The sequence below is a fragment of the Thermospira aquatica genome (assembly GCF_023525255.1).
Classification (GTDB): Bacteria; Spirochaetota; Brevinematia; order Brevinematales; family Thermospiraceae; genus Thermospira; species Thermospira aquatica.
Map to the genome: position 1 here is coordinate 1,681,235 of NZ_CP073355.1, position 13,067 is coordinate 1,694,301.

The 13,067-nt window shown below is 43.3% G+C and carries 10 protein-coding genes; 9 read left to right on the plus strand and 1 reads right to left on the minus strand.

All coding sequences use genetic code 11. The features are described 5' to 3' along the window. Positions 1-165 precede the first annotated feature (165 nt). From KDW03_RS08130 to KDW03_RS08170, 9 genes are all read left to right on the plus strand, one after another. On the plus strand, positions 166-1,038 hold the full coding sequence (locus tag KDW03_RS08130) for a flagellin N-terminal helical domain-containing protein (RefSeq protein ID WP_271434584.1): 873 nt from the start codon (positions 166-168) through the stop codon (positions 1,036-1,038). Between the two features lie 136 nt (positions 1,039-1,174). After that, positions 1,175-1,612, plus strand: coding sequence for an NUDIX hydrolase (locus tag KDW03_RS08135; protein WP_271434585.1), 438 nt, complete (start codon positions 1,175-1,177; stop codon positions 1,610-1,612). Continuing rightward, positions 1,609-2,451, plus strand: coding sequence for a TIM barrel protein (locus KDW03_RS08140; protein WP_271434586.1), 843 nt, complete (start codon positions 1,609-1,611; stop codon positions 2,449-2,451). The genes KDW03_RS08135 and KDW03_RS08140 overlap by 4 nt, the downstream gene beginning before the upstream one ends. 62 nt (positions 2,452-2,513) lie before the next feature. After that, a complete protein-coding gene (locus KDW03_RS08145; RefSeq protein WP_271434587.1) occupies positions 2,514-3,566 on the plus strand; it encodes a 6-phosphofructokinase in 1,053 nt (350 codons plus the stop codon). Positions 3,567-3,568: 2 nt separating this feature from the next. Continuing rightward, positions 3,569-4,933, plus strand: a complete 1,365-nt coding sequence (locus KDW03_RS08150; RefSeq protein ID WP_271434588.1) for a tetratricopeptide repeat protein — start codon at positions 3,569-3,571, stop codon at positions 4,931-4,933. A gap of 113 nt (positions 4,934-5,046) precedes the next feature. Beyond that, positions 5,047-6,264 carry an HD domain-containing phosphohydrolase gene (locus KDW03_RS08155; protein WP_271434589.1) on the plus strand — a complete coding sequence of 406 codons (1,218 nt, stop codon included), beginning with the start codon at positions 5,047-5,049 and terminating at the stop codon, positions 6,262-6,264. Beyond that, entirely contained in the window at positions 6,261-8,405 is a 2,145-nt protein-coding gene (locus tag KDW03_RS08160) for a cAMP/cGMP-dependent 3',5'-cyclic-AMP/GMP phosphodiesterase (RefSeq protein WP_271434590.1), read from the plus strand. The genes KDW03_RS08155 and KDW03_RS08160 overlap by 4 nt, the downstream gene beginning before the upstream one ends. 911 nt (positions 8,406-9,316) lie before the next feature. Further along, complete coding sequence (locus KDW03_RS08165) at positions 9,317-10,168, plus strand: IS1595 family transposase (RefSeq protein WP_271434591.1); 852 nt, start codon at positions 9,317-9,319, stop codon at positions 10,166-10,168. A 684-nt stretch (positions 10,169-10,852) separates the two neighbouring features. Further along, a complete protein-coding gene (locus tag KDW03_RS08170) occupies positions 10,853-11,980 on the plus strand; it encodes an alkaline phosphatase (protein ID WP_271434592.1) in 1,128 nt (375 codons plus the stop codon). A gap of 2 nt (positions 11,981-11,982) precedes the next feature. Here the strand turns inward: KDW03_RS08170 and KDW03_RS08175 are convergent, their stop codons facing one another. After that, positions 11,983-13,053 carry a peptidoglycan DD-metalloendopeptidase family protein gene (locus tag KDW03_RS08175; RefSeq protein ID WP_271434593.1) on the minus strand — a complete coding sequence of 357 codons (1,071 nt, stop codon included), beginning with the start codon at positions 13,051-13,053 and terminating at the stop codon, positions 11,983-11,985. Between the last annotated feature and the right edge of the window lie 14 nt (positions 13,054-13,067).

Sequence of the window (13,067 nt, forward strand, 5' to 3'; positions counted from 1 at the left end):
CCCGGTTTTCCGGGCGGTTTTTTCTTTTTGAACCTTTTTTCGAGTACGGAAAATCTCTTAAAAAAGTTTGTAAAATACATGTTTGGAAACTAAACTCTTGCGGTTTTCTGTCGAAACATATCAGTGAAGACACGGATGTCTTCAGAACATATCAAGGAGGATGGTATGATCATCAACCACAACATCAGTTCCATTTTTTCTCACCGTCAGCTCACTCTCAATAACCTGGAGGCTGACAAGGATATTGAGAAGCTCTCGTCCGGTATGAAGATTAACCGGGCAGGGGATGATGCTTCTGGGCTTGCTGTGTCTGAGAAGATGCGTTCTCAGATCCGCGGTCTGCGCCGGGCAAACCAGAACACACTCGATGCTATCTCAATGATCCAGACAGCTGAAGGTTATCTTGAAGAGACAGCCGCTATTCTTCAGCGTCTCCGCGAACTTGCTGTTCAGGCAGCAAACGGTATCTATGATGCCCAGGATCGTATGATGATCCAGGTGGAGGTCTCCCAGATGATCGCTGAAATCGACCGTATCGCTTCTCATGCGCAGTTTAATGGGCTTAATTTGCTCACCGGTCGTTTTGCTCGTTTCACTGGGGAGAATACGGTGGTGGCTTCAATGTGGTTCCATGTGGGAGCAAATATGGACCAGCGTATACGGGCCTATATTGGTACGATGAATTCACAGGGACTTGGCCTCAAATCGCCTGTTGGTAATGCGGCTTCTGCCTCGTTTATTAGTCTCAGTACGCCAGACAAGGCAAACATGGCTATTGGTATGATCGATGTGGCTCTCCTGAAGGTGAACAAGCAGCGTGCCGATCTTGGTGCTTATCAAAACAGACTCGAGAAAACTTCAGCTGGTCTGATGGTTGGTTTTGAGAACCTCCAGGCTGCTGAATCGAGAATCCGTGATACTGATATGGCAGAGCAAATGGCTCTGTTTGTCAAGAACCAGATTCTCACCCAGGCTGCCAACGCGATGCTTGCTCAAGCAAATCAGAAGCCCCAAATGGTGCTTCAACTCCTCAGATAACCATGGGGAACTCAGGCCTGTCCGTATGGGCAGGCCTTTTTTCATATAACATATTTCTTATGTGATGAAAAAAAGTTTTTCGGAAAAGCAAAAATTGCATTTTCAAACCTTCTGCCTTATGATAAGAGCAAGGAGTATGGCTATGGAGCTGATTGAGATTCGACTTGATGCGGTTATTTTTAATGAACAGGGGGAAATTCTCCTTGCCCGTCATGAGAAGCAGAAAAAATCCTACTGGGTTCTTCCAGGGGGACATCTTCAGTTCGGGGAAACTCTGGATGGAGCTCTTCGTCGTGAGCTTCGTGAAGAACTTGGGTTTGAGGATGCCGAGGTAAGAGAGCTTGTGTTTGTAGATGAGTTTCTTTCTCCCGAAAGGCATGTGGTTCATATAGGTTTTGATGTGTCAGTGGTTGAAGAGTATCTTGCCAATCCCGGCGTCATAGCAGAGGATGAGAGTATCCAGGAAGTCAGGTTTTTTTCACTTGCAGAGATTGTAAATGCGAGTGATACCTTCTATCCGTCAAAGGATTTTATCATCCAGCTCATTGAAAACCGTACGGCGGTCATGCTATGATGAAAAAGCTCGCCATTTTGACACCGGGGGTTCCTTATTCTACGAAAAAACCAAAGTCTTCCTTGCACGCTCTTGAGAGGGTTGCCGCTCTTGGACTCGATGGTATAGAGTTGGAGTATGTGCAAGGGGTAAGGGTGGATTATTCTACCATGCAGCAACTGGGGACAAAAGCCAAAGAACTTGGATTGGTGCTTACGGCTCACGCACCGTATTATATCAATCTCTTTTCTCCTGAAAAGCCCAAGGTGGACAAAAGTTATCAGTATATTCTCGATACTGCCCGGGCATTGGATGCAGCGGGTGGATTTTCAGTGGTGTTCCATGCGGCATTTTACCTTCAGCAATCACCGTCCAAGGTCTATGGTGTGGTGAAGGAGCATCTTAAGCATATTGCGGATATCGCTCAGAAAGAGGCACTCAAGGTAGATATACGACCGGAACTTATGGGAAAACCTACCCAGTTTGGGAATCTTGATGAGATTCTCGATATCTGTGCCGAGGTTGGACCTCCCATCAAGCCCTGCATTGATTTTGCGCACCTACATGCCCGGACTGGGCGTTTTAACACTTACGAAGAATTTGCTAAAGTTTTCGAAAAAGTAAAAGAGAAACTCGGTGATGATGCTCTCCAGGACATGCATATTCACTATTCGGGAATCCAGTATGGCGCTAAAGGAGAGCAAAAACACCTTATTTTTCGGTTATCTGATGCAAAATACCGGGAATTTTGTCGGGCACTTATAGACTACAATGTGAAAGGGGCTCTGGTTATTGAAAGTCCGAACATCGAAGGGGATACGCTTCTTTTTAAGTTAACGTATGAAGCGATGAGTGATTAAGTAAAAAATTGCTTTTTTTCTCTTTTCTTCGTTACAATGAAAAAAACAAAAGGGGTCAGTTTATGGGGAAAAAACGGATTGGTATCCTGACATCCGGTGGAGATTGTCCCGGGCTGAACGCGGCTATACGAAGTTTAGGGAAAACAGCGATTCTTCGTTATGATTTTGAGGTAGTTGGATTTTTGTCTGGATTTGCTGGACTTATTTCAGGAGAGTATATTATCCTTGATGAGGCAAAACTTTCTGGTATTCTTACCCTTGGTGGTACTATTCTGGGGACATCTCGAGAAAAACCCTTCAAAAACTATCAAAATGATTCAGAGAAAGTTGAATCAAAACCCGAGGCGATTCAGCGAACCTACGAAACCCTTGGTCTTGAGTGTCTTATATGTATAGGTGGTAACGGTACTCAAAAAACAGCCCATAAACTTGCCAAGATGGGACTCAAGGTTATAGGACTACCAAAAACCATAGATAACGATATATGGGGGACGGATATAACCTTTGGTTTTGATTCGGCAGTAAGTATTGCCACGGAGGCCATCGATCGTCTCCATACAACAGCAAACTCTCACCGGAGGATTATGGTGGTTGAGGTTATGGGGCACCATGCGGGTTGGCTTGCTTTGTATTCCGGGATGGCTTCGGGAGGTGATGTGATCCTTATCCCGGAGATTCCATACACGATTGAGACCATAGCGGCCTATCTAGAGGATCGTTATCGGAAACAGAAACCCTATTCTATTGTTGTTGTGGCCGAGGGTATACCGATTCCTGAACCTCTACGTGAGAAGTACTACTCTCCTGCACACTATATTGCCGATTCTGTTCAGAAGCTTACGGGGCTTGAAAGTCGTGAAACAATTCTGGGCTATGTGCAGCGTGGAGGAACGCCAACGGCGTATGATCGTGTGCTGGCCACAAGGCTTGGTAGTTATGCTGTAGAACTCATTATGAAACGGAAGTGGAACAGGATGGTCTGTGTGCGAAATGGAGAGATAGATTCTGTGAAACTGGAAGAGGTAAGCGGTAAACTGAAACTTGTGGAACCTGATCATCCTATGATTGAAGAGGCAAGGTCGCTTGGTACCTGTTTTGGCAATGAAGGGAGGTAACTATGGAAATCCTGGCATGGCTTATCGCTGGGGCAGTGGTTACCGTGGGGGCACTCCTTATTTTTACAGTGATCTCTGCTTTTGGAAAGCTCAAGAATTACAACAAGACTATTGAAAAAGCACTGGAAAAAGGTGATTATATGAAAGCCGAAAAAATCGCTCTTCGTTATGTAGATAGTTATCCTGAGGATTTTATCCTGAAATATTATCTGGGGCAGGCCTATGAAGGACAGAAAAACTATGCTAAGGCAATTTTTTATTATGAAAAGGCAGCACTTCTTGTTTCAGTAGAAACGGATGCTCATCTACGATCTCAGTTCTATCTAAGGATTGCGGATTTGTATAAGCGCCGTCAGCAGTATAAAGAAGCGATAGGGTATTATGCTCTTGTTCTGGAAAAGGATCCTCGCAATAGCAAGGCACTCTTCTCGGCAGGAGAGTGTTGTTTTCAATTGGGTTTATATAGTAAGGCATGGGAACATCTTTCTACGTATGTCACTCTTAAACCAGACAATGTTCGGGCTTTTTATCTTCTTGCCGAAACCTGTGAGAAACTTGGTAAGTTTGAGGAGGCTTTTCAAAATTATGAGCAGATTGTTGAAAACCATGCAACAACTGATGAAGTGCTTACTACAAAATCCATGTATCGGAGTGCTCTTCTTGCAAAGAAGCTTCAAAACTATCAAAAAAGTGAAAAGTATCTCAGGCAATTACTAGAGGTGGATCAATATTATGAGGATGCTTTAAAGGAACTTGTTGGACTTCTGGTTCTCACAGAGAGAGTGGAAGAGGCTATTCATCTTGTTCAGGATTTTGAAAAAGAAGTATCTCCCCCCACAAGGGCCGATCTGTATTTTCATATTGGTAATGGATATTTTAAAAATAAGGAATATTATACCGCCATCCAAACATGGAAAAAAGGATTTCAGGACAACCCTTCTCATCCCCAGCTTCGCGAGTTGGTTAATCGTTATGCCGACATTCTTACCCATAAAGGCATGGAGATATATTTTGGTAGAGATCAGCACCAGTTTGAGTTATTTTTGGAGCATGGTTTTCCTTATAAGGAGATACGAGGGATGTATCATGAGGGACATCTCAGTGTTTTACAGGTTCAAGAAACAATGGTAGTTTTGTATCGTGCTCCTTTTTCTTTTAAAGAAAAAGAGATAGCGATTGTAGAGAATATCCTCAAGAGTCGATTTAATGCTGCTCCTTTTTTTACCCTCTATGCCTTGTATGGTGTTGAGGGATGGGATGAGGTTAAAATCAAGGAGCAAAATCAGATTGAACTTGTTTTTGGGAAAGGTTTTATTGAGTGGTTAGAGCAAACATATGATCGTTTTCAGAAAAAAAAGAATGAGTAATTTTTCAGAAAGAACTTCTGTGACGCATCTTTATTGAGAAGATATTAAATATTTCTGCTATAGTTAACCGATATATAAGTATATTTTGAGTGCAAGAATTCCACGGAGGCGCTATGGCTTTATCAAAACGTCGCATAGAAGAGTTGCTTTCTATTACAGAGAAACTAAATCGTATTAGAGATATTGATGCGCTTCTGGATCATATTCTCTATGAGGCTCGTTCTTTTACTGGGGCGGAGGCAGGTTCAATCTTTTTGCGGGAGGGAAAATACCTAAAATTTAGTTATGTGCAAAATGATGCTCTTGCCAAAATCGATGAAACGAATAATAAATATATTTACTCAATTTTTGAGATAGAGATCAATAAATATTCCCTTGCAGGCTATGTAGCCCAGACGGGAGAATCCCTGAATATTCCCGATGTGTATCGATTGAAGGATACCGATTACACTTTCAACCGGGATTTCGATCAGATTGCGCATTACAGGACCAAATCAGTGCTTGCCGTTCCTCTAGTGACGTCTCAAGGAACGGTGATCGGTGTTATGCAGATCATCAATAAGAAAAACCGTGATGGAAAAGTTGTCTCGTTTACCAGAGATGATATCCAACTGGTAAATTTTTTTGCTAACAATGCATCGGTGGCGATTGAGCGGGCGATTATGACTCGCGAGATCATTTTGCGGATGATCAAGATGACAGAGCTTCGTGATCCCAAGGAAACGGGGAACCACGTGAACCGTGTGGGGTCATACGCGATTGAGATCTATGACCGTTGGGCGAAGAAACGAGGAATTTCGGATAAAGAGATTCGTCTGTATAAGGATACCCTCCGGATTGCTGCCATGCTTCACGATGTTGGTAAGGTGGCTGTCTCTGATGTGATCCTCAAAAAGCCTGGAAAACTTACAGAGAGCGAGTTCGCTGTTATTAAAGCCCACCCTGTGTATGGGGCACGGTTGTTTGCGGATAGCGTCTCAGATTGGGACAAACTTGCAGCCGAGGTGTCACTTAATCATCATGAGAAATGGGATGGAACGGGTTATCCAGGCTATGTGAAGGATATTTTTGCCGATCCTGTGGAGTTTGGACCCGGCAAAAAGGGGGAGGAGATTCCTATTTCAGGGCGTATTGTGGCGCTTGCCGATGTGTATGATGCTCTCATTTCTCGTCGTGTATATAAAGATCCCTGGGACGAGGAAAAAGTGCTGGCATATATACGTTCAGAGAGTGGAAAACAATTTGATCCCGAGGTGGTAGAGGCTTTTTTTGAAATATATGATGTGATTAAGGCTATTCGGGCAAAATACAGCGATAAGGAAAATGTATGACTTTTAAACCTCTGACAGAGCTTACTTTGCCTGTGACATCGCTTCCTCGGGGAGGATATCTTGTTGATACGAACGCGGGGTATATCCAGTTTGGATCTCCTCCAGAAACCTTGAAGGATACAATTTTTCTTCCGAAGGGAGTACCCTATTATTTTGTATTACCAATGGAACATTTTCACCCTTCAGTGGGGATGAGTGTCGCAGAGATTGAGTTTCCGATTTATTATAACTTTTTCCTCAAAAAGAAGAAGACCACGATCTATGTGCAACCAGATCATATCGAAAATCTCAAGATAGTTTTACAAGAAGCGATTTTTGGTCCTCAGCAGCTAAATATAGCCCCGGAAATTGTTGATCCTGAAGTTCATGGAATACCTCCCATTCACAATGAGATAGCATATTTTCGTGCCGGGAGAACCCTCGATGATATGGTGGATCTTAAACCTATTATTTCAGAGGGATTCTGGATAGAAAAGGTTTTTGTTAAGCCTCAGAGTGGTGGTGGATTTTTGGTTCAGGAAGAGGGAAGAGAAACGCTTGCTATTCCTGCGGAGATGAATTTTCAGGCGGTGTTTGAATTGGGGGATACCCAGGCAGAACCGTTTAAACCTCCGCTGTTGGGGATTACGTGTTTGGGTCCTTCACACGGATTTGATCCTTACCAGAACACCTCGGGATTTATTCTCTGGATCAACAAAATTGGTATCATGGTTGATCCGCCGGTGAATTCCACTTTTTGGCTAAGCCAGTCGAACGTCAATCCAAAACTTATTGATAGTGTGATACTCACCCATTGTCATGCTGATCATGATGCGGGAACGTTTCAGAAGATTTTGGAAGAATTTCGGATAAAGATCTACACTACCCCTACCGTGATGCAGAGTTTTTTGCGAAAATATTCGGCTCTCACGAGGATTCCGGCAAGTCGGCTGATGGAGATGTTTGATTTTTGTCCAGTGATGATCCACAGTCCGGTGAATATCCATGGAGCGATTTTTCATTTCTTTTATACGCTCCATTCGATTCCTACCGTGGGATTTCGTTTTGTCTATAGAAATCGAACCTTTGTGTATTCCTCGGATCATCTCAATCATCCTCCAACAATCGAGAAACTCTACCAGGATGGTGTTATCGATGAAAAACGAAGGGAAGAGCTTCTGAATTTCCCCTGGGAGAGTGATATCATCTACCATGAAGCAGGAATACCTCCTCTTCATACGCCGGTAAGTTATCTGAATTCTCTTCCCGTGGAGCTTCAAAAAAAGATTACCGTTTACCATATTGCAGAAAAAGATTTTCCTAAAGAGACGTATCTTACGCTGGCAAGGTTTGGGATTGCCAGTACCCTGTATCCTCAGGTTGATACCTACCGTTTTGAGGAGGCGTATGAGATTCTTGATGCGTTTAGTAGAATTGAGGTATTTCGAGGACTTCCTTTTGAGCGGGTCAAAGATCTTTTGCTTGTGGTGAAAAAGGAACACTTTTCTCGTGGGGATATCATCATCCAGAAAGGGACAAAGGGGGATAAGTTTTATCTGATTCTCTCGGGAAATGTGGTGATTGAGGATGAGGATGATGAGAAGAACCGTAAAGTTTATGGAAACTATGAGTATTTTGGAGAGATTTCTCTGGTGGAAGATACCCCACGGAAGGCAACAGTGAAGGCACTTACAAATGTGGATGCTTTTGTGATTGAGAAGGAGGCTTTTCTCCGGTTGGTGGAGGGAACCTCGATTTTAGAGAAAATCAGGCATATTGCTCGTTTGCGCAATGGTGAAACCTGGGCAGTTATCAGGGCAAATCCGTATTTTAAGAAGTTGACATCTGCTCAGATTACTGATCTGGAGGAGATACTTCATCGTGTAGAACTTCAAAAGGGTGCTGTGCTTGTTGAGGGTGGAAAATCCTGTGAATGGGTGTATATTCTGGCTCGTGGAGAGGTGGAAGGGGATAACGGTGAAAAGATTTCTCAAATGGGGGCTTTTGTGGGGGATCCTGTGTGTGTTCGAGAGAAGGGAATATCGGAGGTAACCTATCGGGTTAAGACGTTAGCTATCCTTTATCGGATGCTAGCAAGGGATTTTATCCGTTTTCTTGATCATAACCCCGGGGTGTGGATGCATATGGTGTTTGGGGGATAGTTTTTGATTATAGTTAATATCCGGGATAGGGATGGTAGAGAAGATTCTGGTACCCCATATATCGGGGAAAAGACGGTTAATGGTATGCTGGGAGACGAAGGTGTTGGCCTTTTGTTTTTTTGGAAGAGGGGATTATTTTCAGTGTGAGTAGTTTTTGGGATTTTTTTTAGTTTTAGAAGAGTTGCTATTACCCTGTTGCAGTGGAAAGTTGAGTGTTGGGAGCTATTACCTTGTTGCAGTGAATATGTGGGTTTTCATAGCTATTGCCTTGTTTCAGGGGAAAAGCTCTTGCTATTACCGTGTTGCAGTGGACTGAGGGGGCTTGAAAGCTATTCCCTTGTTGCAGTATAGGGGGAAGAAAAGTTTTTTTGCTTTTACCATATCACAGTGAGGGGGAAACCCCTAAGCTATTCCCTTATTGCAGTATGGGCTATAGGAGAAAGGCTATTACCTTATCGCAGTGAGCAAACTTGCTGTTTCCTTGTTGCAGTGAGTGTGAAAAATTCCCCTGCTCTTCCTTTCTTGCAGGAGAACAAGTTTCCGGTTGCCAGGTAAAGAAATGTCTCGAGACGAGGGGGTCATCTCGATACGCTCCTGCGGAGCTACTCGATGACCGCCCTCGATACGCCCCGTTGGGGCTACTCGGTGACCGGGTAATGTCGCTCGTCGAGTAACGGAGTGTATCGAGACGAGCGGGTTGCTTCGATACGCTGCGCTACTCGGTGACCAAAAAGCCCTATCGCAGGAAATCTCTTGTCCCACACACTGCAAAAAGGTAAGAGCATTTTTCTCAACCCCCAAAATCTCCCCATCGATCTTACTTTTAAAATATATAAAACATCTTTTTTAACAAATATAACAAAAAATTTTCGATATATATAGTATGAAAAAATTTTTTCAAGGAGAAAACCATGGAAAAGGATTTTTTCACACTCTCAGAAAACGGGGCCTACCAGATCCTCGAAAAAGCCCTCTGGCCAGAGGGGGCAATTTGCCCACGGTGTAAAGAAAAAGCGCATCTTCTCTCGTGCCGGCTCGTGTATCAGTGCCCCAAGTGCGGAAGACAATTTTCCTTAAAAAGCCAGTCCATCATGCGAAAAAGTCACCTCTCGCCAAAAATCTGGCTTTCTGCCATGTTTCTTGTCTGCCAGGATGGTGGCATAAACGCCGTCAAACTCTCGAAACTTCTTCATATCAGCTACAAGGCAAGCTGGCTTCTTCTTCAGAAGCTGCGAAGCCTTATGCGGCTTACCACTCGCCATCACACGAAATCCCTCCGAAAGCTTGTCAAAACCTTTTTCTTTCTTTCTGGCATCAAACGCCGCCAAAGAAAAAACTTTTCCCCCATGCAGGTTGTCGAAATTGATGCGGATGATACCCCTTCTAAACTTCACATCCATCTTGTAGATGATGTAAGTCATCACTGGATTTCAGACTTTTTTGGCAAGTTTTTCCGCCACACCTCGGTGGAAAAAAGAACGCCTTGGCTTTCCCACCTTAACGATGGGTTGAAAAACCTTCTTGAAGACGTCTATCACTATGGTTGTCGAAAGCACATGCAGCGCTATCTTGATGAGTTTTGCTTTCGGTTTAACATCGAGGGGGTTTCTTCCAGGCTTGAGGAGCTTTTAAGAAGGCTTGGCAAACGTCGCCAGCTTCTCCCGTGGAAAAAACTCGTCACCGAGCCGCTTATTCTTCCCATCTGGGGGTTTTCTTTTTCTTTTTCTCAAAACATTTCCTGTGCCTGTCAAATAGAAAACTAAAAGTTTTTGTTTTTTTTTTTGGAAAACTTTTCGTTGTCCTCTACGAAAAAGGCAAAAAAGCGTTTTTCCTTACAAAAAAGAAGTGGAAAAAGGGATAAAAACCCCATGCTCTTCCCTTGTTGCAGTAAGGGACAAGGGGATTTGGGTGGTAGCTATTACTTTGTCGCAGGAAAAGAGAACTGCTCTTACTTTTTCGCAGCAGAAATGTGAAAGAAAAAACTGTGATAAGGTAAGAGCTTTTGTTTTTTTAGATTCCTTTTTTGTAAAAGGTTTCATCCAGAGGGGAATTTTTTATGAAAGGGAAGAAATCGAGGCGTACTGCTCTTACCCTGTTTCAGTCCTTCTGGGGTTTGTGAAAGGTTTTTTTACTGCAACAAGGGAAGAGCTATTCTTAATCCTCCCTACCACAATAAAAAAACAACTGTCTCCTCTTTTTTAAAAAGATATGATCAAGAGTATATTTCCGAAAAAGAGAATATCCTTTGAATGCAAGATACTTTTATTTCCATATATAAAATATTTTTATATTAAAATATTACAATGAAGAAGATAATGTCTAAAAAACAATTGTCAAAATCCGTGCTTTTTCTAACATGGTTTGGCCATCGGATTGTTCATAACATTTTCGCTTTTTATTCTTTTTTGTAGTATAATAAGAAAGAAAAATTGCGAGGGAGGAAAACAATGCGAAAGATTTGTGTTTTGTGGTTTATGACGATGGTAGTCCTGGGACACGCTCAGGGTGCAAACAAAACAGGATCATCTCAAGTTTCTATGAAGCCCAAAAATATCATTTTGCTCATTGGTGATGGGTTTGGTGTCTCCCATCTCTCAAGTCGTCTACTCATAGAGAAGAATATCTGGAAGCATTTTCCCCGATTGGCTCTCATGACAACTTTTGCGGAAAACAATCTGGTAACGGATTCAGCAGCAGGAGGTACGGCTCTTGCTACTGGTTTTAAAACGAAAAATGGCTTTATTGCAGTTTCTCCGACAGGAGAGTCACTGCCTACGCTGATGGAGTATGCCAAAAAGAAGGGGAAAGCCACAGGGCTTGTAGTTACTTGTACAGTGACGCATGCTACCCCAGCCGTTTTTTATGCCCATGAGAGTTCCAGGGCGAATGAAAACGCGATTGCTTTGTGGGTAACTAACGAGACCATAGACCTCATGATAGGTGGGGGTTTATCATATTTTGGGTATCGGTTCACCAATGAGGCGATGGTCACTCACTACAATCAATGGGCAGGCGAGGGAACGAATTTTGTTTCTCTGGCTAACTGGATGACCTACCGTGGATGGAAAGTGGTTTCAAATGTTTCAGATCTTTCTCAGGTGAAGGGGACCACAAAAGTGTTAGGGCTTTTAGCTTATGGACATTTACCGTATGTTGCTCAGGGGCGTACTAATAGTCTGGGAGAACTTACCGCAAAGGCTTTAGAACTTCTTTCTCGTGAAAAGAACGGTTTTGTTCTCATGGTGGAGGGTTCTCAGATTGATTGGGCATCTCATGATAATAATGTGACCAACCTGATTCCCGAAATGGAGGATTTTGAACAGGCTGTTGAAGTTGCTTTAGCGTTTGCAGAAAAAGACAAAAATACCCTGGTTGTTGTGACAGCCGATCATGAGACAGGGGGAGTGTCTCTTCCTGGTGGGATAAAAGGGAAGTTTGTGCGTTTGAACTTTTCAAGCAAAGACCATACGGCAGCTATGGTGCCCGTGCTCACCTATGGACCGGGTATGGAAGAGTTTTCCGGCATCCTCGATAACACGGAGGTAGGCCAGAAACTTATCCAGTTTGTAAAATAGCTTTAGTACCATCGGCGACTTGCTTTTCCGAGACCTTGCAACCGAGTTGGATTGATGGGTTTATTGTAACGGCGCACCTCAAAATGGAGGTGAGTGCCGGTTGATCGGCCGGTGTTTCCCATTTTTCCGATGATTTGTCCCTGGTTGACGTATTGTCCTTCTTTTACGGTGGTACTTGCCAGGTGACCATAGACGGTTTCATATCCCATTTGATGTTTGATGATGACACAGAGTCCATAGCCACCCTTCCACCCCACAAAGGTGACACGACCTTCCTTTGCTGCTCGAATAGGGGTGTTGTAGCGAGCCGCGATATCAATACCAGCATGGTATCCCCGTCTCCTAGTGAATGGATCAATACGGATGCCAAATCCCGAGGTAAACCTCCCTCGGACAGGTTTTGCAAAGAGGTAGCCAAGAGCTTTAGCGCGTTCTTCTGTAGTGAGGGATGCTCCAGGAAGGAAGAGAATATCTCCTGGCATAAGAGCATCAGCTTCTTCTATATCGTTGTAATCCAGGATATCTTCAATTTCTACCTTGTATTTTTTGGCTATTTTTTCGAGGGTATCGTCTTTTTTGACAGTATAGAGAACCCCATCCAGATTGGGAACAAGAATTTTATTGCCGGGTCTGAGAAAATGAGCATTATCAAGACTATTGAGACTTATAAGACTATCCATGGATGTGCCAAGTTTTTTTGCGATAGAGGTAAGGGATTCTCCTGGTTGTACCTCATAGAAATAAAAGTGAAGATCTTTTGTGGCGTTTGAGGAGATAGGTTCACTTCCACCAACACCGCGAGGGATGAGATACTCGTTAATCTGTTTTTGAAGGGAAAGTTCTCCGATGGAAGAGGTTTTTTGATGGTTTTGTCTTTTTTCTAGACCTTCGAAGGCGAAGAAGAGGCTAAGGCATCCAATGACTCCCCCAATTATAAGGAGAAGGGGGGTGAAGGAGGAAAAAAGTTTCGGTTGATCATCGTGGGTCTTTCGAGTTTTTCTGGAAATATGTTTTTCATCGGTTTGATGAGAAAAAAGACGTTTTCCTGAGAAGTAGTTTTTGTAGTCTCGCATCCCGAACTCCTATT

Bases quoted from the DNA above. Each gene is read 5' to 3' on its own strand.
- KDW03_RS08155 (WP_271434589.1), top strand. From the start codon at position 5,047: ATGGCTTTATCAAAACGTCGCATAGAAGAGTTGCTTTCTATTACAGAG.
- KDW03_RS08140 (WP_271434586.1), top strand. From the start codon at position 1,609: ATGATGAAAAAGCTCGCCATTTTGACACCGGGGGTTCCTTATTCTACG.
- KDW03_RS08145 (WP_271434587.1), top strand. From the start codon at position 2,514: ATGGGGAAAAAACGGATTGGTATCCTGACATCCGGTGGAGATTGTCCC.
- KDW03_RS08135 (WP_271434585.1), top strand. From the start codon at position 1,175: ATGGCTATGGAGCTGATTGAGATTCGACTTGATGCGGTTATTTTTAAT.
- KDW03_RS08130 (WP_271434584.1), top strand. From the start codon at position 166: ATGATCATCAACCACAACATCAGTTCCATTTTTTCTCACCGTCAGCTC.
- KDW03_RS08160 (WP_271434590.1), top strand. From the start codon at position 6,261: ATGACTTTTAAACCTCTGACAGAGCTTACTTTGCCTGTGACATCGCTT.
- KDW03_RS08150 (WP_271434588.1), top strand. From the start codon at position 3,569: ATGGAAATCCTGGCATGGCTTATCGCTGGGGCAGTGGTTACCGTGGGG.
- KDW03_RS08165 (WP_271434591.1), top strand. From the start codon at position 9,317: ATGGAAAAGGATTTTTTCACACTCTCAGAAAACGGGGCCTACCAGATC.
- KDW03_RS08175 (WP_271434593.1), bottom strand. From the start codon at position 13,053: ATGCGAGACTACAAAAACTACTTCTCAGGAAAACGTCTTTTTTCTCAT.
- KDW03_RS08170 (WP_271434592.1), top strand. From the start codon at position 10,853: ATGCGAAAGATTTGTGTTTTGTGGTTTATGACGATGGTAGTCCTGGGA.